The organism is Siphonobacter sp., from assembly GCF_048595215.1.
Lineage (GTDB): Bacteria > Bacteroidota > Bacteroidia > Cytophagales > Spirosomataceae > Siphonobacter.
In genome coordinates this window covers 35410-54903 of sequence record NZ_JBMDWJ010000030.1, presented here as the reverse complement: position 1 = coordinate 54903, position 19494 = coordinate 35410, and the positions used below count along the sequence as shown (strand labels likewise).

The 19494-nt window shown below is 46.7% G+C and carries 15 protein-coding genes; 6 read left to right on the top strand and 9 right to left on the bottom strand.

Annotation, left to right across the window (positions count from 1 at the left end; genetic code table 11):
• Window positions 1–41 precede the first annotated feature (41 nt).
• Window positions 42–2063 carry a sensor histidine kinase gene (locus tag ACOJTG_RS01930; RefSeq protein WP_420152262.1) on the top strand — a complete coding sequence of 674 codons (2022 nt, stop codon included), beginning with the start codon at window positions 42–44 and terminating at the stop codon, window positions 2061–2063.
• The gene (locus tag ACOJTG_RS01925; protein ID WP_420152261.1) at window positions 2056–2679 is read left to right on the top strand and encodes a response regulator; all 624 of its coding nucleotides are present in this window, start codon (window positions 2056–2058) and stop codon (window positions 2677–2679) included. The genes ACOJTG_RS01930 and ACOJTG_RS01925 overlap by 8 nt, the downstream gene beginning before the upstream one ends.
• A 129-nt stretch (window positions 2680–2808) precedes the next feature.
• On the opposite strand, the gene ACOJTG_RS01920 is transcribed toward ACOJTG_RS01925, so the two are convergent.
• Both ACOJTG_RS01920 and ACOJTG_RS01915 read right to left on the bottom strand, forming a co-directional pair.
• Complete coding sequence (locus tag ACOJTG_RS01920) at window positions 2809–3441, bottom strand: hypothetical protein (protein WP_420152260.1); 633 nt, start codon at window positions 3439–3441, stop codon at window positions 2809–2811.
• Between the two features lie 447 nt (window positions 3442–3888).
• Window positions 3889–4815, bottom strand: a complete 927-nt coding sequence (locus ACOJTG_RS01915; RefSeq protein WP_104716210.1) for a helix-turn-helix domain-containing protein — start codon at window positions 4813–4815, stop codon at window positions 3889–3891.
• 721 nt (window positions 4816–5536) lie between these two features.
• On the opposite strand from ACOJTG_RS01915, the gene ACOJTG_RS01910 reads away from it, so the two are divergent.
• Window positions 5537–5941: a hypothetical protein gene (locus tag ACOJTG_RS01910; RefSeq protein WP_420152259.1), complete on the top strand. Its 405-nt coding sequence runs from the start codon at window positions 5537–5539 to the stop codon at window positions 5939–5941.
• Window positions 5942–5968: 27 nt separating this feature from the next.
• Here the strand turns inward: ACOJTG_RS01910 and ACOJTG_RS01905 are convergent, their stop codons facing one another.
• From ACOJTG_RS01905 to ACOJTG_RS01880, 6 genes are all read right to left on the bottom strand, one after another.
• Complete coding sequence (locus ACOJTG_RS01905; protein ID WP_420152258.1) at window positions 5969–7876, bottom strand: sialate O-acetylesterase; 1908 nt, start codon at window positions 7874–7876, stop codon at window positions 5969–5971.
• A 57-nt stretch (window positions 7877–7933) separates the two neighbouring features.
• On the bottom strand, window positions 7934–8668 hold the full coding sequence (locus ACOJTG_RS01900; protein ID WP_420152257.1) for a 3'-5' exonuclease: 735 nt from the start codon (window positions 8666–8668) through the stop codon (window positions 7934–7936).
• A gap of 159 nt (window positions 8669–8827) precedes the next feature.
• On the bottom strand, window positions 8828–9241 hold the full coding sequence (locus tag ACOJTG_RS01895) for a hypothetical protein (RefSeq protein ID WP_420152256.1): 414 nt from the start codon (window positions 9239–9241) through the stop codon (window positions 8828–8830).
• A gap of 25 nt (window positions 9242–9266) precedes the next feature.
• Entirely contained in the window at window positions 9267–9998 is a 732-nt protein-coding gene (gene lipB / locus ACOJTG_RS01890; protein WP_420152255.1) for a lipoyl(octanoyl) transferase LipB, read from the bottom strand.
• A gap of 282 nt (window positions 9999–10280) precedes the next feature.
• Window positions 10281–11069, bottom strand: a complete 789-nt coding sequence (gene cobA, locus ACOJTG_RS01885; RefSeq protein ID WP_420152254.1) for a uroporphyrinogen-III C-methyltransferase — start codon at window positions 11067–11069, stop codon at window positions 10281–10283.
• A 16-nt stretch (window positions 11070–11085) separates the two neighbouring features.
• Window positions 11086–13176, bottom strand: coding sequence for a nitrite reductase (locus ACOJTG_RS01880; protein WP_420152253.1), 2091 nt, complete (start codon window positions 13174–13176; stop codon window positions 11086–11088).
• Between the two features lie 331 nt (window positions 13177–13507).
• Between ACOJTG_RS01880 and ACOJTG_RS01875 the strand changes: the two genes are divergently transcribed.
• Window positions 13508–16855, top strand: a complete 3348-nt coding sequence (locus tag ACOJTG_RS01875) for a TonB-dependent receptor domain-containing protein (protein WP_420152252.1) — start codon at window positions 13508–13510, stop codon at window positions 16853–16855.
• Window positions 16856–17303: 448 nt separating this feature from the next.
• Window positions 17304–17609: a hypothetical protein gene (locus ACOJTG_RS01870; protein ID WP_420152251.1), complete on the top strand. Its 306-nt coding sequence runs from the start codon at window positions 17304–17306 to the stop codon at window positions 17607–17609.
• A 14-nt stretch (window positions 17610–17623) separates the two neighbouring features.
• Here ACOJTG_RS01870 and ACOJTG_RS01865 read toward each other — a convergent pair whose 3' ends face one another.
• Entirely contained in the window at window positions 17624–18358 is a 735-nt protein-coding gene (locus ACOJTG_RS01865) for an RDD family protein (RefSeq protein WP_420152250.1), read from the bottom strand.
• 172 nt (window positions 18359–18530) lie between these two features.
• Between ACOJTG_RS01865 and ACOJTG_RS01860 the strand changes: the two genes are divergently transcribed.
• Entirely contained in the window at window positions 18531–19490 is a 960-nt protein-coding gene (locus tag ACOJTG_RS01860; RefSeq protein WP_420152249.1) for a stage II sporulation protein M, read from the top strand.
• The last annotated feature ends 4 nt before the right edge of the window (window positions 19491–19494 follow it).

The window sequence follows — 19494 nt, the reverse complement described above, 5'->3', positions numbered from 1 at the left end:
TTATTTTTTATTTTGAGAATTCAATATAGTGCTTCAGGAGCATGAATAAAAGCTTAATATGTATTGCAGTACTTTATGGACTTACGATAATCAATAGCTTCGCTCAGACTAAGAATGAACTTCAACAGCATAGTGATAGCTTATATCAGCAATTGCTGCACCTCAAAGATCAGGAGCAAAAGGCTAGAGCACTTTATGACTTAAGTTTTTTTTGGTCTGATTTCGATACTGTAAGGGCCCTGAGGTATATAGACGAAGCGGAACAATTACTGGGGGCAAAAAGCAAATCCAGCTACTATAGAGGATTATCTAGTTTTTACCGTGCCGCAGTCTATTTTGACACAGCCCCATTAAAGGCGAAGCAGCTTTATTTACAGGCGGAGGTTCAACTTAAGCAAACTGACAAAAAGAATGAACCGGACGCCCAAAGACATCTTGCAAGGCTCTGGGGAAGTTATGGAGCATTGCTTCAACGCGATGGAAAATCGGATGACTATGTAAATATATTGCTGAATAAAGTGATCCCGATAGCCAAACATCTCAAAGATTCTACCCTACTGGGCAATAATTACCAAAATGTTGCCATGGCCTTAATGAACCTAAAAGCATTTAATAAGGCTCAACAGTATTATGAAAATGCTTGGAATTTATTAAAGGGAAAGAAAGATGCGAATGAGCAGCTTTTTACACTATGTGTAAACGCTACCCGAAATGCCCTGTTTCTTAAAGATGATATAAAATCCAAAATATTTTTGGACAAAGCGGATGTATTAGCCCAGCGTATTCCCAACTCAGCATATATCCCTATGTACCATAGTGTGGCAGGAAGCTATTGGGCAGCGAAAAAGGATATGTCTAAAGCAAATTGGCATTTTGACCAAGGGCTCCATACGGCGAAAAAACAGCATAACGACGATATGGTTGCCACCATAATTTTTGACCAGTTCAGTGCCTTGCAGTCCGCTAAGCAATACCAGGCTGCTATGAACAAATTGTTAAGGGTACTCCCTTATGTACAAACCAACAAGTCCTTAAGAAATAAACAGATGGTATACTATAACCTAGCAAATACCGCTGTTAAATTGGGACAATATCAAAACGCGATCAATTGGTACGAAGCCCATAAAAAACTGTCAGACACTCTCTTCTTGGACAAAGGCGAAGAGCGAATCATGGAACTGGAAAAGATCTATCAAACTACGGAAAAAGAGAAAGAACTTTTGCGGATAAGGACAGAGAATCAGCAACATCAACTCTCCCTACACAAGACCCGCATGTGGGTCGGTATTCTTGTCTTAGCCATTCTTGTCTTATCGTTATTATCCTTTACATGGTACTCTGCACTCAATAACAAGAAAAAATTGACGAAGCAGAAAGAAATGTTCCTAAGAGAGGAAATGAAAAATCGCAGACAACAGGAAAAATTGAATCTTTATAATGCGATGTTACAGGGCCAGGAAAGAGAGCGTAATCGCATAGCACGGGACTTGCACGATGGATTGGGTGGCATGCTGGCAAGTACTAAATTAAAACTTTCTGCGGTTGCCGCGAATATTAACCCTAAAAGAGAAACAACTATAGATTTGAATATAATTATTAGTCAGTTGGACCATTCTGTTGACGAGCTTCGGCGGATAGCACGCAATATGATGCCAGAATCTTTATTATATATGGGGCTCGAAGCCGCACTAAGGGATTTATGCAATGCCATGTCACAGAGGGACTTGCAAATTGATTTTCAAGCATCAAATCTACGTGAGGATTATCCGCAGGCTTTTCTGATTGCAGTATACAGGATTTTACAGGAGTTACTGACCAATGCCGTAAAGCATAGCGGAGCTTCGCAGGTGTGGGTACAGTGTACCGAAGTTGAGGATAAATTTCATATCAATGTTGAGGATAACGGCAAGGGATTTGATCCAAAAAATGAGCTATTGTCTAAAGAAGGAATTGGCATTTCCAACATCCGCAACCGGGTAGATATATTGAATGGACAATTGGAGATCGATGCCGCCATAGGTAACGGAGCATCATTCCATATTCAACTTAATGTAAATGGATAAAATTATTTCAGTAATTATCATAGACGATCATCCTCTGGTGTTGAATGGGTTTGAATTTATCTTGAAAAATACGACCGAAATTGTATTGAAAGGTACATTTACTCGTGCTGAAGATGCTTTGGAATTTTTAAATAAGCAGCCGATAGATGTTGTCTTGGTCGACATTAACATGCCGGGAATGAACGGTATTGACACTACCGCGGTGATAAAGAAGGATTATCCAAACACGCAGGTTATCGCAATCAGTAACCTGAACGAAGGAAGCATTGCACTCCGTATGCTCCAAACTGGGGCTTTGGGTTATCTACTTAAAAATACATCAGCTGAAGACCTGATTACGAGTATTCATGCCGTCCATAAGGGGGAACAGGTCTTAAGTCGGGAAATGGAATTTATAAAAATGGCTAATCAACAGGACACTATTCCAAAAATCACCGAAAGGGAACGGGAAGTACTTAAATGGATGGCCCAGGGGTTTACGACTCCTAAGATAGGAGAATTGATGTTTATTAGCCCACTAACTGTTGAAAGCCATAGAAGAAATCTATTACAAAAATTTGACGTAAGCAATACAGCCTCATTGATTCACAAAGCAACTGCAATGAAGTATATCTAGAGATGTTACAATACCATAACACATATATACCGATCTTCATAATCTAACTTAAAAATATAGACTCTCTCAAACTTATTAAATTTGAGAGAGTCAAGATACCAATTGAGTCTTAGTTTAGGCAATTGAATACTAGTGGCATACGGGTACATAGATAAGATCAATGCCCCCAGAATAGAGGTTGAAAGTCGGTCGGCTTTCCCAAACGATTGTGCAGCCTTGTTGCCCACCACCAGCTTGTTGACTACCAGATCTTACGAGTTCAAAATGCGTATCTAAGATGGACTCCTCTGGTATCCCACCTTCTTCACTGAGGTATTTAGTCTTTACATCTAGCATGAGCTTGTCGTCAAAAAGACGACCCTTCCACGTTATCTTCTTAGCACTGGTTGTAATAGACCCGTTTATTTCACCATTGTCTTTGATAGATACCTCGCTGGGATCAGCACTAAACTTCCAGGATTGGCCATTTTGCTTCCCAGGAATGGATAAGGAAAATCCCTCTTGCCCAGAAAGTTCCATCCGCAGCACAAGCCTTGAACTATCCCCTTTGATTTTATCTATGCTGAATGATCCTGTACCATTAATAGGTGTTAAGCGGTCGTAACCGCGTAAGTACATCGTGGACCGTGCCGTACCCATATATGCCTGTCTATTCATGCGTTCATTGAATGAATGCAGCTCTGAGTCAGGATTTTGCGACTTTCCACATCCTAAAGTTGTGAATAAAAACAGTAGAATTAAAAAATTGATAGTGCAATTCATAGCTATATGTTTAGTATTACCTGATTCGTAAGTTGTGTTACCTACGGCTAATAATTAGTGTAAAATTAAGTGTTATGCTTTTTTCTTACTATCCACGAAAACCGTGATTTTATTACTTAAGCTATTTATAAGAATTATGTTATATGAAGTTAAAATATATTATAGTAGTTGACAATTTCAATTCTTCCACACAATTAAATCCTCACAAATACTTCGAAGACATAAATTTTGAATAGTACTAAATTGTTTATGAATACCCTTACCAACCGTTTGAAGTTTATCTCTATACTAGCTTGCCAAGGAGCTTGGAGAATTGCGAACAAAGTCCTTCTCGATCATTCTTTCTACCTACATCTTATTTGCTTTTTCTAGTATTAATGAATTACAAAAGACATAAAAAAAGCACTTATCTCTACAGATAAGTGCTTTTCTATCAAATTGTGATACTTACAAATTCATTAGCGATTCACGACGACGCATTTTGCCGGCAGGAATGCCAAACATCATTTTAAAGCGACGACAGAAATAAGCCGTATCCTTATAGCCTACTTCGGCACCAATGGCACGAATACTTTTTTTGGACGTACGCAGCAAATTCACCGCCGCTTCCATTCGCTGGTATTCGATGTAATCCTGAGGGTTGATACCCGTCAACATCTTGAAATACTGACCGACGTAATCTTCGGAAACGTTGGCTACGTTGGCGAGTACCTTATTGGACAGATCACCGCCAATATTATCCTTGATATAAGTGAAGATGTCGATCAGACGAGGATCTTTGAAATACGTACTGTTGGTAGCTAATTGCTCCACAAACAGACGGTGTTTCAAAATATACCGAATGATATTGATGACGATCTCTTCCGTCTTGATTTTGATAATACGACCTCGACCCGCTTCGTCCCGGAAATCTTCCGCCAGAATCTCTTTCAAGGCGTGAGCCAACGATTCTTCGCCTTTAATCAGGAAAGGCGGTACATCCAGAGACGTAAAGAAGTTAACGGAATCGAAAACCTTGGCTTCAAATGCTACCAGACCGAATGAATGGGGCAATTTTCCAATCTCAGCCGGGTCCCGACGCGAATCGAAATAGCGTTCGCGGAAGGTAAGAAATTCTTCGTTTGAGATAGCCTTTGGGCTTTCACTGCTACCGTAGGTAATATTCAACGACTTCCCACCGGGGATAAATAGCATATCGCCGGGTTCAGCTAAGGTTCCGTCTTCGCCAAATGACACCTCTCCGTCGTATAGAATCAACAGCGAGTTTTCGATGTCATAAAAATTCTTGATTCGGATGGCTTGTTGCATCCGAATATGCCGGGCCTTGATGAATCGGACGCCCAGCGACTCAATGATTTTGTTGTAATCTTCCATTGCGATGGGGTAAGGCCGGTGTTTTTCGAAAGTCTGGCCTTTCTAAAATTAGGACAAAACTAATAATTGTATTTTTAAAAGCAAATTGGACAAAAAAAATAAATGCGATTCGAAAACCGCGTTTCTTTAAAAAGAATGCCCGTTTGTACTAACGAAAATTTCACACCAGGGGATGTAGAACCTGCCCATTTTTTGTATTTAGCAGGTTATATGGTCTTTTCTTTACTATAAAAACAAGCCTGAAGCTACCGAAAGGAAAGCCGCATGAGGCGTTGAGACGTAGACTAACGAAGGATTCTCGGAGACGAAAATTTAGCATGATGTACTAAATCAACTCTGCCACTATACGTACTTGTTTACCTGCGAAAGGAAGTTTTAAGCAGGGGAAAGCCTATAAAAGGAGATTTTTAGCTGGACGCTTATGGATCCGTTAACGATGAAGTAATGATTTAGTATTTGCGAAGGCTTGATTCACGGGGGAAGAAGAAAAAAACATAAAATTGGTATGCTAGCATACCAATTTTATGGCGGAAGTAGCTATAAAGCAATGCTTTAGCAAACGATACTTTAGAAAGTAATAATGAATCTATGTTTTAATCGGCGTAAGGATTTTGTAAAGAAAAAGTACAAATTCTTCCTCAAGCCTAGGCTTTTCTTGAAAGAACATCCAACCAGTAAAGGCGTTTATAGGCTAAGGCATTAGATTGAAACCTTCACAAGTATGACTCAATACACCCCATCTGAAAGTTTAGTACAGTTGTTGATAGAAAATGGATTTCGAGAAGTAACCGAACAGTATTTTCCCCACAGTCACGTTCGGTTAGAGCTAAAAGGTGAATCCTACCACCCAGCCTACTTTCAACGAGCCTTTCGTTTTAGTACCGGCACTGCTCTGCTCATTCTGAATTACCTTACCATTCGAATGATTTATAAGTCGTACGTACTCGTAGAAAGTCGTCGACTGACGGAAGAAGAAGCTCAGGCAATTATGGCTTTTTGTAAACTCCCTGCCAAGCAACAGGGAATTCTATCCCGCAAAATTTCCAATCTTACGGATCTTCAGTCCGCTTTGCAGCAACACCTGACGATGCCTGAACCTCGGCTCAGACCTTATCTGGTACGCTAAAGAAGGGAAAGCTCCCAACCCTATTAATTAGGGGTTGGGAGCTGTAGTATTTTGAGTGGCTTTAATAACGACCCGATGGGTAGGACGTAGATCTACGTTGGTTTTCGACGTAGGAATACAGCCGGGGCAGTTGGCCGTCCAGGTAGCGGGATCATCCCAGTTACCCGACTGAGCCGAGATATAAGACGTAATCACTTGTACCGGTTTGCTCGTCGTAGCCGTGCAACCGTAAATGTTCGTCGTCGTTAAGTTGTAAGTACCCGTTTGAGTAGCTGAAACATCGGCTAGTTGAATGGACTTCTGGGCAGAGGTGTAGCCATTCGGGCCACTCCAGCTATAATACGGAGCATCGGCAGCCGTCAGTCCGAGTGTGTGGCCCGCTGACAGCGGCGTATTGCCAGTAATGGTTGCGGCAACCGTACCCAGTGAAGCAGGAACGATGATACGCGGCGAAACAACTACATTGCCCTTACTGTCGCTTACTTTCAACTGATACGTACCGGCCGTGAAATCGGCTGAATTACCTGATGCTACGGAGTTCACGCCATTATTGTTTAGCGGATTTACCCACGTATACGAAGCCCATCCATCCTGGCCTTTCACTCGCATTTGGGTACTGCTCAAACACGAGGGGTACAGGCGAGCCGGAGCCAAAGCCGCATACGGAGTCGCCTGCGAACGAATGCTAGCCGCATCCAGAGCATCCGCCCAAGCTTTGGCTAAAAGCAGAAGCCCCTGACCTTTAAAGTGAACATCTACAGCATCGCGGTACTCGGGGCCGTGAATATCATCCGTAGCGGGTCCAGCAAAGATTTGCTTGGCAGGATTGATCAGGGCGTTCTGAGCACTGATAATCGTCGGATTGTTGATACTAGGACCGGATACGTTCGTACGGTCAAAGTAACGACTGGCTCGGGAAATGACCCAAGGAAGATTTTCTTTACCCGAATTTGATCGACTGGCCGTAATAACCGCATTCCAGTTCGATACATAGGTTTCTTGAGAAGTATTGGCAAAGTTGTCCGTTTCGCCCTGGTGGAGCAGTACCGCCCGAACGCCATATTGCGAGGCGTAGTTATTCAGGCTAATTCGCAGGTTTCCGTAAGGTTGACCTTTAGGGTAGGAATAGCTAAAAACGGGATTTAAAGCCGGGTCTTGCGAAGGATCGATACTCGTCAGCCAGTTTACACTGCCCGTACCCGACCAGCCGCCCTGGAAAAAGGCAACAGGCACTCGCCAACGTTGAACCAGCAGATCGCCCAAAGCTCCCCAGCACCAAGCCGAAAGGCCGAAAGGAGCTAACGTAGTCGTAGCGTCCAGGTGAACAAACTCGGGAGTAGCTACTTTGTCCTTGATGTTCGAATAACTCCAGGGACCCCATTGATCAGGTTGATTAGGATCGGGATTCTCGGCGATTTTGTAGCCAATGCCTACTGCACTTACCTGATCATACGTTGCCGAAGGACCCGTATTGTCAGGATCCGCAATTCCGGTTGCATTTGACTGTCCGGCAATTACGAACACTTCACCAACACCAACTTTTGACAACGTAGTTTCTTGTCCCAGTAAGGAACCGTTCTGGTAAGCCCGTACTTTGAGGTCATACCAACCACCTTTGGCCGTAACTGAACCCTGAAAATAGCCGTTGGAAGGAGTACTGGTGGTGTTGCCAGGGTACGTCCACAACGTTTGCCATTGCGTATCGACGGCATCGTTAGGTCCAATCGAACCACCCGCCGGAATCGGTACTAAGCGAACTTCAATCCGCTCTACTTTTTCCGTATAAACACCCGCTACATGGACAGAAGCTTGGTTGGATAAGTCACGCTGAAAAACTGCTCGCGTGGTAGGAAAAGTAATGCTTAACTGGGCTAAACTTTGGTGATACGTAAGGATGAAAAAGAGTAGACTAGCTAATTTGTAAAGATGTTTCATAAAGGACAAACCAGTTCGATGGGTGGGTAAAAATACAGACAAACGCCTGAATAAAAGCTATAAATCTAAACGAATAATTTGCTTTTCCTGTAATAAACTCATTTGATGATAACGCAAGTATAATTGAGCTAATACAACAACATCTTCCCGGCAATATTGAGCAATAGAAAGTAGGCCATCCTGATGATAGTACGAGGTATTAACTTCACTCCCCGACAGGGTACCCTTACTGGACGGAATGCCGAACAAAGCTGCCAATAATTCAAGGCTGGTGTAGTTTTTAAAATCGCCAAATTTCCAGTAATCCATGGTATCCAGATGAGGGGAGTCGTAGCGTTTCCAATGCGTATTCCAGAAAGATCGGGGAATGGGTATACCGTGAATCATCATCCGCCGACAGAGATACGGATAGTCAAACTCCCGACCATTATGAGCACAGAGAATCAAATTACGGGGATATCGCTTTTCAACCAGCGTGCAAAATTGGCGAAGTACGCTGGCTTCATCATGGCCATGAATGGTACGAACCCGGAAGGTAGGCTCATCCGCTTCCTCCCCGTGGAAAAAGCCTAAGCCGATGACAATAACTTTACCGAATTCTGCGTAAACAGCCGCTCGGTCAAAGTACAGCTCTGCGTCTGTAAAACTTTCCGTTGTGCGAATTCGGCTCGCTTTTCGTAGCCATTCTTTCTGTAATCGTTCAGATACTAACTCCAACGAGGATTCGCCCGAAACGGTTTCTATGTCAATGAATAAGAGGGGTTTGGCTGAAGATTGAAAGGCAGCATTCATGAGCGAGCATCGAAGGTTGGCTTCTAAATTACACACCAAGTTCCTGCCTTCATTCATCCAATGAGCGAACGGTACAGGTAATAAACTACCGGGAAGTGAGTACAAAAAAACGTGGATCTTACTACTGTAAAATCCACGTTTTTTAAAACCTGAAAAACTTTATTCGTGCAGAATACCTTCCTGGGCCAATTGGTTGATTTGAATCAGATTAGCCTCGTCCAGACTACCCGGTACGAAAATAAATCGCTTATCGTAAACCTGATTATCGATGAAATAACTCACCCAGTATTCATTCGTTAAATGAAATACGGACGAATCAATGGGTTCGATTGGCTGGTGACTATGGGCGGGAACTTCCTGGAAAAAATGGCGTAAAGTTGAAGTTTCTTGTCCCTCTTCGCCTTGATGTTGGGGTTTACTGTAACCACGAGAAGTTACAAAAACGTTTTGAATGGCTTTGTCATTGCGGTTGAGTAAGTACACCCGCCAGGCAACTTCATTGAATTCGTTTACTTCGCGGGCTATGGCTACTTTTACCCCTTCTACGGGTAAAAATGGGATGTCTTTTTTCATGGGAATGAATGGTTTTATGGGTTACTCAAACGGTCGGCATGGTGAGTGATTCTTCGACAAAAACCATTTCGAACAAATCGGCCAGATGAGCTTTTAATCGCTGCGAAACTTCCTGGAAATCGAGGGAATGTCCTAGCTCTTTGGCCAGTGAGGTTACTTCTTTTCCCTCCAAACCACAGGGTACAATATACTCGAAAAAAGCCAGGTCATTATTGACATTCAGGGCAAAACCGTGCATGGTTACCCAGCGGCTGGCTTTTACGCCCATCGCACAGATTTTCCGGGGATTTTTCTGTTCAACGTAATCCAGCCATACGCCCGTCATACCCGGAATGCGGCCCGCTTCCAATCCGTAATCCGCACAGGTACGAATGATAGCCTCTTCCAGCGTTCGCATGTACCAGTGAATATCCGGCCGGAAATTATCCAGATCCAGAATCGGGTAACCTACCAACTGACCCGGGCCGTGATAGGTAATATCACCACCCCGATTGATTTTGTAGTACTGAATGCCGAGCTGTTCCAGCTTTTGTTCATCCTCCAGCAGATGTTCGGGTTTGCCACTTTTGCCGAGCGTAAATACAGGTGGATGCTGCACAAAAAGAAGGTAATTATTCGTGGGCAGTTGCTCCGCTACTGCGGCCTGCCGATTCTGAACCTTACGGGCTACGGTAGCGGCTAGCAGCTCTTCCTGGGCGTCCCAGGCCGACTGATAGTCCCGAAGGCCCCAGTCCTGAAAAATCACTTGCTTATTCATGAATACGCTTAAAATTCATTCTAAAGGTAACAAGAAGCCCGTAGATATAATTCCCTGCTTGAGTCTAAGCCTCTTGTCGTTAAAAAAGTAGTGCGATGCACTCAAAGAAGCTTTGAATGCATCGCACGTATAATGAAGTAACAAATCTAAAGTTTGATCGGATTTGAGGTTTCAAACATTTCGTGGAATCCTATCAAAGGAATCCAGCAAAACCCCTTAGGGGTGACTTATTTAAAAGCCTCGGATTAAAAGCCCAGGTAGCCATTAACCCCGCCTAACCAATCAACTCCGCGAATCAAAAAATTGACCGTTTTGCAGAAATTCCTGCCAGTCGGTAGACGGCGTTCCCGAGCCGTATCGAACGACTTCGCCCAATACAATCACCGCTGGATTGGACAATTTATGCTCCAAAGCCAGCCGGGGCAACTCCTGAGCGGTACCGATGGCGGTTCGTTGTTCGGCTGTTGTACCACTTTGCAGAATGGCTGCGGGTACATCCGCCCGGCCCATTTGTACGCAGAGGTCCGCAATCTCCTGAAGTTTGTTCATGCCCATCAGGACGACAATCGTAGCCGTTGAGCATAGAGCCAGACAGAGGTCGCGGGAAAGCGATCCATCCGTCTTCGTACCCGTAATGACCCAGAAGCTTTCACTCACGCCGCGAGCCGTCATGGGAATGCCCGCGTTGCCGGGCACGGCCAGAGCCGAAGACAATCCGGGTACGTAATCCGTTTCGATACCGAACGGGCGGGCATAGGCCAGTTCTTCCTGACCCCGTCCAAACACGTACGGATCGCCCCCTTTCAGGCGGACTACATGGCCTGCAGCAAACGCTTTTTCCACGATCAGTTCATTGATCCAGTCCTGCGAATGGCTTTCTCCGGGGCGTTTGCCGACGTAGATTTTCTCTGTTTCAGCCCGACAATGTTCCAGTAATACGGGATCAATCAGGGCGTCATATAAAACCACGTTGGCATTCTGTAGAGCCTTGACTGCTTTCAGCGTAATTAAATCGGGGTCACCCGGTCCTGCTCCGACAACGGTCAGTTTAGGGTTCGTTTTTCTGCTCATGCGTAGTAATCGCGTCTCAGGCTTTAGCCGCAACCGCTTCTTCGCGGAACGCCTTCGCCCGTTGAAGAAAATCCAGGGCCTCTCCCAGAAAACGCTCGGCGAACTCCGGCGAGGGTTCCTGTTGATTAATCTGTAGTACTCGCTCCGTAAAGGTTTGACCAGCGAACGAGAATTCACCACTTTCCACAAATTGCTTGTCAAATTCTTTAATGACCGCATGTTGCGTACTTACGCTAACGCTCTTGTCCAGTAACAGAGCTTTCGCTCCCGATACAAAAACGCTGTAGCTATAGTAGATCGAATCGGCGTAGCGACCTTCTTTCAAGGCTTGCTCAGCCCAGTCGAATTTCTCTTCGGTTTCAAATAGCAGCGTAGCGACCAGATCGATAATCACGCTGGCACATTCACCCACGCCAATTTCCGTAGCAAAAGATTCGGTCTGACCCCAATCCACAAAATCGCTGTCTACCACCGTCGAAAGGTCCGTCAGCGGTTTCAGAATTCCGTAGAAGTATTTTTCACCCTGACGATCGTAGTAATCGTTGAAATACTCGCCGTCAGTAGCGTTTTGTTCGTAATCATTCAGAATCCAACGCAGGGCTTGCGGACCACGTTTCGACGGGACTTTGATGACTTTATCAGCTACCCGACCCGAGCCATCGCCCAGCGTTCCACCACCCAGCAGAACCTGTAAAGCGGGCAGTACGCGTTTATCCGGAGCTTTCATCGAGCTGCCGTGCAAACCAATCTGGGCCATACTGTGCTGACCGCAGGCGTTCATACAGCCCGAGATTTTAATCAGAATATCATTGTTGAAAATCAGGTCGGGAAATTCCTGGCCAATGACTTTTTCCAGCTCCAGTGAAATGGACGTCGAATCGGAGATCGCCAGATTACAGGTATCCGTACCGGGGCAGGCCGTAATGTTGGCCGTGCTGTTGGCACCGGGCTGAGCCAGCACGTGAGCCGCCAGCATCTCAAAGACACGGGGTAAATCTTCGGCCTTTACAAAACGAAACAACAGTCCCTGATTGATCGATACCCGAACATCATTGGCCACGTACGGCTCGATCTGTCCGATCAGGCTACGGCTGGTTTCGGAACGAATATTGCCCAGCGGTACGCGTACGAATATGCCGTAGTAGCCATTCTGTTTTTGCGGGAATACGTTGGATTTCAACCATTGGTTGTAGACCTCGTCCGTTGCATAGGCCAAAGATCCTGTCGGTACTTCCAACGCTGTTTCTGCCGGAGCTTCAATCGTGTAGGTTTTGGATTTCAGGGCCGTCCATTCTTCCGTAACCAGTCGCTTGAATTCGTCGAAACCGATTTTAGCAATTAGGAATTTCAAACGAGCCTTATGACGGCTGTTGCGTTCGCCGTGACGGTCGAAAATGCGTAAAACCGCCTCCACCGTCGGAATGAGCTGATCGACGGGTAGAAATTCGTGGTACAGGTGAGCCAAAGCAGGCTGGGCACCCAGGCCGCCGCCCACGAGTACTTTAAAACCCCGCTGTCCATCCTTGATTTTCGGAACAAAGCCTAAATCGTGCATGTAAGACAAGGCCGTATCGGCGTCGGAGCTGGAGAAGGAAATCTTGAATTTCCGGCCCATCTCCTGACAAATCGGATTTCGCAGGAAATAACGGAAGGTGGCATCCGCGTAAGGCGTGACGTCGAAGGGTTCTTCCGGATCGATACCCGCCGTTGGCGAGGCCGTTACGTTCCGTACGGTATTTCCACAGGCTTCGCGGAGGGTAATATCATCCTGTTCGAGTTTGGCCCAGAGTTCGGGCGTACGATCCAGGCTAACGAAGTGAATCTGAATATCCTGACGCGTCGTTAGGTGAAGATTCCCCGTGGAATATTCGTCCGAAATATCCGCAATGCGTTTCCACTGGTTAAACGTCATCTTGCCGTAGGGCAATTTGATGCGAACCATCTGAACGCCCTGTTGCCGCTGACCGTATACTCCCCGGGCCAGACGCAGGCTTCTAAACTTTTCCTCGTGAATTTTTCCCTCCCGGAAAAGGCGGATTTTTCGCTCTAAATCGACGATATCTTTTTCTACGAGGGGATTCTCCAGTTCGGTACGGAAACTTTGCATGGCTCTGAGAAGTCTTTTATTCTATCGAATAACTAGAATTAGCTTACAAACGTAGGACTCTTACGCGTAACGGCCAAACCCGCGTACGAAAATTTTAGTGCCTTTTAGGTCCGATTTATTCTGAAAAACAATCGCTTATCCATCATACGTTCAGTGGTGGTCCAGACCTAAGTGATTCTGATGGGACATCTACTTAATACCCCCGTTCATCGACGAATTTATGAAAAGAGTCCTACGGCCTCTATTGGCCACTAAACTTCCACTACCCCAGCCAATCTATGAGACAATTCTTTACGAGCCTTCTAGCCAGCACCGCCGCGTGCGATAGACAATGAAAACGAACCATTACCTCTCTTTACTGATCGCTACGCTATCATTTTCCCAGGCCTGGGCTCAGGAAGGTGCCATCAGCGGCCGCGTGACGCAACCCACCCGAAAGCCAGTTTCTGAAGCTAAAGTAGTTTTACTCCAGCCCGCTGATAGTACCAAACGACTCACCAGCCAAACCGATACCGCAGGTCGATTTCTGTTTCGTGGATTGGAACAGGGACCCGCGTACCGCATACGCGTAGCTAAAGCGAATTTTCAGGCTCGTGAAGTGGAAGTAGCTCCCTTACGGGCTCAGGTGGATGTCGGTGCCGTAACCTTGTCGCCGGTTAGTGCTATAGCGATTGCGGACACGATTCGCCCCGCTACGCCTCAACCCAATCCGACGCTTCCTTCCAACACACCCGTACTGCCCGCCGATACCAGCCGTAAAACAGTGGTAACGACGCCCGCTGTTCGGGATACCTTACCCCCCACGACACGTCCTGTCACGCAACCCGTGCCTACGACCCCACCCACGCAGGCAACGACAGAACCCGGCGTGAATGGAACTGAACTACGGGGACGGGTCACGGATAAAGCCGACGGATCAGTGCTCTTTGGTGTAACGGTCCTGCTGATCAATGCCAGCGATAGTACCAAACGCAGTGGAACCACTACCGATGCCGATGGACGTTTTGCTTTCCCGAATCTGAGTCGGGGTAGTTATCGCTTACGTCTTTCAAATATTGGGTACAATACCGAACAGATTCAGGTACGGCCTTTCAACAATGTGCTCGATCTGGGTACCTTACCGCTGTCTTCCAATTCCAGAAACCTGAAAGAAGTGACGGTGAAAGGCATGCAGGAACGCGTGGAGCAGAAAGCCGATACGCTGATTTACAACGCCGATGCCTATAAAGTAACGAAAGACGCCAACGTTGAGGATCTGGTTACGAAAATGCCGGGGATTACGATGGAAAACGGAACCATCAAAGCCCAGGGACAGGATGTCAAACGCGTACTGGTGGATGGACGCGAGTTTTTTGGGGATGATGCTTCGCTGGCTTTGAAAAACCTGCCTTCTGAAGTAGTGGATAAAATTCAGGTATTTGACCGGCTGAGCGATCAGTCCCAGTTTACAGGTTTTGACGACGGTAATGCCGAACGTACCATCAACATTACGACGCGAAGTGGGAAGAATAATGGTCAGTTCGGAAAAGTATACGCCGGTTATGGTACTGACAACCGGTACTCGGCTGGGGGAAACATCAACTTCTTCAACGGAGCTCGCCGGATTTCACTCATTGGCCTAAGTAACAACATAAACCAGCAAAACTTCGCCATGCAGGATTTGCTTGGAGCCCTGGGCTCCGGCGGCGGAGGCGGCAACCGGGGTGGTGGTAACTTTGGTGGCAACCGGGGCGGCGGTGGTGGAGGTGGAAATCGTGGCGGCGGGGGCGGTGGGGGTGGATTTGGCGGAAACTCCGCCGGAAACTTCCTGGTAGGTCAGCAGGGCGGTATTACCTCTACGAACGCCATCGGACTAAACTATACCGACAACTGGAGCAGTAAAGTGAAAGTGACGGGTAGTTACTTTTTCAACAATGCCCGGAACCGATCCGAAACGACCTTGAGCCGTACTTCATTTGCTACGGGAGGCAACGGTCAGATTTACGATCAGAACAGCCAGTCTAGCAATAATAACAATAACCACCGGGCCAACCTGCGGCTGGAATATCAGATCAGCAAACGAAGTTCGTTGATCTGGACGCCGCGGATTAGCGTTCAAAACAACAACAGCAGCAGTACCGTCGAAGGAGCGACCCGCGAGAGCGAAACCGGAGCCCAGATTAGCCAGACCAGTACCCGCAATACGGCCCAGAGTAATGGCTACAACTTTGGTCAGAACCTGTTATTCCGCCATCAGTTTGCCAAGCCTGGACGAACGATTTCGGTAGGGTTAGGAACGACGTTGAATGCCAATAACCGTGATGGATTACTGAATTCAGAGAACCGCTACGCCCGCAGAAATGGGGTGGATTCGCTGGCCTTAATCAGACAACAATCGGAAACGGAAACCAACAGTAATACCTGGAATGCGAACGTGAATTATACCGAGCCGCTGTCGAAGATGAGTCAGTTGCAGTTGAGCTACAACGGTTCGATTACCAACAGCAAAAGCAACAAGGAAACGTACGATTACAACGAAGCCACACAGGGATACACATCGCTGAATTCCATTCTGAGCAACCGTTTCGACAATCAGTACTCGACCAATCGGGCGGGGCTTTCGTATCGCTTACGCAGCCAGAAAGGTTTTCTTTCGGCGGGTGTCGATTATCAGTTAGCGGATTTATCGGGGAATCAGTTATTCCCCCGGACGTTCTCGGTGGATAAAACTTTCCAGAACTGGATGCCGAATATGGACGTGAACTACAAATTCACGCAAACGAAAAACCTGCGGTTCAATTACCGAACCTCCACAAATGCTCCTTCCATCACGCAGTTGCAGAACGTGTTTGATAATACCAACCCGCTGTTTATTTCCAGCGGTAACCCGAACCTGAAACAGGAGTACTCGCATACGCTTTCTTTGCGGTATAACAGTACGAATGTAGCTAAGTCGGTGAATTTCTTTGGGGGGATGTTCGCCACTTTCACGGCCAATAACATTACCAATGCTACCGTAATCGCCAATCGGGACACGACGTTGACCGAAGGTGTATTACTGACGCGTGGGTCGCAATACAGCCGTCCGGTGAACTTGCAGGGCTACCGGAATTTGCGGGCGTTTATGAACCTGGGGCTGCCGATTCAGTCGATCAAAAGTAACCTGAACCTGAACGGCGGCGTGAACTATTCGCGTACGCCCGGTTTGATTAACGAAGTAGAAAGCTTCTCGAATAATTTCGCCATCAACGGCGGAGCTGTAGTAAGCAGTAACATCAGCGAAAATCTGGATTTCTCTGTTTCGTATTCAGGGGCGTATAACATCATTCGGTATACCATTCAGCCGCAGCAGAACAGTAACTATTTCTCGCATACGGCCCGTTTTCGTTTGAACTGGATTTCAGCCAAGGGCTTCACTATCAACCCGGACGTAGCCAATACGCTGTATACGGGTCTGGGTGCTGGCTACGACCGGAGTTTTACGCTATTCAATCTGGGCGTAGGGCAGAAGATCCTGAAAGATCAACGCGGCGAAATTCGTCTGACGATTTTCGACTTGCTCAATCAAAACAACAGCATCAGCCGGAATACGACAGAAACGTATGTGGAAGACACCCGCACGCTGGTGCTAAGCCGGTACTTTATGCTAACGTTCACGTATAACCTCCGGAACTTCAGGGGAGCCGTGGCGAAAAAGTAGGTGCTTGAACGAATAGTGAATGGCGAAGGCTTTCCCCGAGAGGGGAAAGCCTTTCTTTTAGAAAGCAATGAATGAATTAGTATAAGAACCAGAAGAGTCCTATTCAGCACCGCCGGTCCCAAATGGTTGTCAGAGGAAGGAGGGGAAGTAATAGCTTGCGGGAAATCAAGAGCGTTGCCCAATGTCCGAAATTCTGACGTTACTAGCGGAATCTATCTTAAGAATGATAGTCAGGGAATTGCTATGCAACGTGCCCGTAGGTACCCTGCGATGGCTTTTTTTTCGTGTAGGTCTGCGAAGAAATCGGGCGTGGATGGGTTTTATATCGGATGACTTTACCAATGCTAGTTTGGCAATCATCTTCTTCGCAGCTTGGATGATTTATACCCTTACCTATCAGAACGGAGTCGTTCCTTGAGCATCTTTGCAGGAATAATGTCACCGTATTATGTGGAAAACCCTGCCCTCGTATCTGCTCCTGGCAAGCGTATCGCTGCTTTTTGTGTTTGGACTGTTAACGGGTTATGACTTGTACCAATCCTATCAGGACGAAGCAACCTACATCCGTCTGTATGCGAATCTTGCTGATTATCGCAATCGAAGTGTACTGATTATTGGGCTGGCTGGAAGCGGACTACTAATCTTCAAATACTGGACCTACGCTCCTAGACGCATCACGCTACTCGTGTATCTAGCTTTACTGGTGGCTACGATAATCGTAGTTCTGATGGGTCCGGAACGCCAGTCGATCTAATCTGATTCCGGTTTCTATACACTTTCCCGGACTGCCAATACGGTATGATCCTGTAAAAGCGTCGTGAGAAACACCCAGTCGTCGAGATCGGTTTGAATACCCGTAACGTCTTTTACCCGTTGGGCGGTCATGGCCAGCAGATCGAACGTATGGTGGTGTTGCGTCTTGCGAAGTACCCGGCGGATGGTGTTCAGATCCCGGTCAGAAAGTAGTAAAGCCTGTGGAAATAGCACCTGGTACTCAGGATGGTCTTCTTGGGTGAGTTCATCCAGCCGTACGGATGGTCGCAATTTCACCACGGCCGTTTTAGCGGCCCGGTCACCCAGCCGTTGACCCTGATAAATCGCCATGGTAATCAAACCTATCAGTCCCGAAAAGATCCAGATGTCGAGCATTCGCAATAGCCATCGCAGGAAATAATCGCCTACGCTGGCGGGTGTACCGTTGAGGCGTACGACCCGAAGCCCCAGTACCCGTTTACCCACCGACTGGCCGTTCATAAAAATCTCCGACAGTAAACTGTAGCTCATGACAGGTAGAGCAATCACCAGCATATAGAAGGAGAATAGAAGACTCGTATTCTCTACTATCCTGCTTAAATAGCTACTGAACAGCAAAGAACCCAGAATCAACCACGCTCCCAGAATCACGAGATCAATAAGAAAAGCCAGAATCCGGTCGCCAATGCTGGCGGGCAGGAAATCCAGCGTAACATTCTGGGTCGTTTGGATGGATAAATGCGTAGACATGGCTGATTTAGGCAACTAATGGTTCTCGGGAATTAACAAACAGAAAATTCGTTCTGCGGAAAGGATCCGATGAATCCTTTGGGATTCGCAGCGAATTACGAAAAAGTTTTTGCTATTTTGGCCGATAGCCCGATAGTTTAGTCGCAGTTATCTGGTTTAAGCGGAGAAGCCCATGCGAGAAGCGGTATTTATCAAGAAAAATAAGGAAAAGTGGAAGTACTACGAAGACCATCGGACCAAGAATCCCGATGAATTATCGGAGCAGTTTATTGAACTGACCGACGATCTTTCGTACGCCCGTACGTTCTATCCCGATTCGCCCGTTACCCGCTACCTGAATACGCTGGCAACGCGGTTCCACCAGAAAATCTACGCCAACCGCAAGGAAAAAAGTAATCGCTTCGTCCAGTTTTGGGCGTACGAGTTGCCCTTTCTGTTTTACCAGTCGCACCGAACGCTGCTGTACGCCTTTCTGTTCTTTTTCGCTGCTACGGTGCTGGGGGTCATTTCGACGCTGTACGACGAGAGTTTCGTCCGTCTCATTTTAGGGGATCAGTACGTCAACATGACGCTCGAAAATATTCAACGCGGTGATCCGATGGCGGTGTACAAATCCCAACAGATGACCGTATCCTTCCTCACCATTACGCTCAATAATGTACGCGTAGCTTTTGCGGCTTTCGTCTACGGCATTGCTTTGTCGGTAGGAACGGTGTATGTACTGTTTCAAAACGGCGTCATGCTCGGAGCGTTTTTTACGTTTCTGTACCAGCAGGGCGTCATTCGGGCGGCTCTACTGACGGTCTGGATTCACGGCACGCTCGAAATTTCGGCCATCATTATTGCCGGTTGTGCGGGACTGACGATTGGGAATAGTATCCTGTTTCCTAAAACCTATTCCCGACTTGAGTCCTTCCAGCGGGGGGCTCGTCAGGGGATGAAAATCGCGATTGGCCTGGTTCCTATTTTCATTACGGCAGGTTTTCTGGAAGGCTTCGTAACCCGACAGCCGCTGTACCCGGCCGTTAGTATACTCATCATTGCGGCTTCGGCCTTTTTTATTGGCTGGTATTTCGTCTGGTATCCGATCCAGTTGAACCGGAAAGCCACCTTGCGACTTCCCCAATCCTAGCCTA

Bases quoted from the DNA above. Each gene is read 5' to 3' on its own strand.
- ACOJTG_RS01930 (WP_420152262.1), top strand. From the start codon at position 42: ATGAATAAAAGCTTAATATGTATTGCAGTACTTTATGGACTTACGATA.
- ACOJTG_RS01925 (WP_420152261.1), top strand. From the start codon at position 2,056: ATGGATAAAATTATTTCAGTAATTATCATAGACGATCATCCTCTGGTG.
- ACOJTG_RS01920 (WP_420152260.1), bottom strand. From the start codon at position 3,441: ATGAATTGCACTATCAATTTTTTAATTCTACTGTTTTTATTCACAACT.
- ACOJTG_RS01915 (WP_104716210.1), bottom strand. From the start codon at position 4,815: ATGGAAGATTACAACAAAATCATTGAGTCGCTGGGCGTCCGATTCATC.
- ACOJTG_RS01910 (WP_420152259.1), top strand. From the start codon at position 5,537: ATGACTCAATACACCCCATCTGAAAGTTTAGTACAGTTGTTGATAGAA.
- ACOJTG_RS01905 (WP_420152258.1), bottom strand. From the start codon at position 7,876: ATGAAACATCTTTACAAATTAGCTAGTCTACTCTTTTTCATCCTTACG.
- ACOJTG_RS01900 (WP_420152257.1), bottom strand. From the start codon at position 8,668: ATGAATGCTGCCTTTCAATCTTCAGCCAAACCCCTCTTATTCATTGAC.
- ACOJTG_RS01895 (WP_420152256.1), bottom strand. From the start codon at position 9,241: ATGAAAAAAGACATCCCATTTTTACCCGTAGAAGGGGTAAAAGTAGCC.
- lipB (WP_420152255.1), bottom strand. From the start codon at position 9,998: ATGAATAAGCAAGTGATTTTTCAGGACTGGGGCCTTCGGGACTATCAG.
- cobA (WP_420152254.1), bottom strand. From the start codon at position 11,069: ATGAGCAGAAAAACGAACCCTAAACTGACCGTTGTCGGAGCAGGACCG.
- ACOJTG_RS01880 (WP_420152253.1), bottom strand. From the start codon at position 13,176: ATGCAAAGTTTCCGTACCGAACTGGAGAATCCCCTCGTAGAAAAAGAT.
- ACOJTG_RS01875 (WP_420152252.1), top strand. From the start codon at position 13,508: ATGAAAACGAACCATTACCTCTCTTTACTGATCGCTACGCTATCATTT.
- ACOJTG_RS01870 (WP_420152251.1), top strand. From the start codon at position 17,304: ATGTGGAAAACCCTGCCCTCGTATCTGCTCCTGGCAAGCGTATCGCTG.
- ACOJTG_RS01865 (WP_420152250.1), bottom strand. From the start codon at position 18,358: ATGTCTACGCATTTATCCATCCAAACGACCCAGAATGTTACGCTGGAT.
- ACOJTG_RS01860 (WP_420152249.1), top strand. From the start codon at position 18,531: ATGCGAGAAGCGGTATTTATCAAGAAAAATAAGGAAAAGTGGAAGTAC.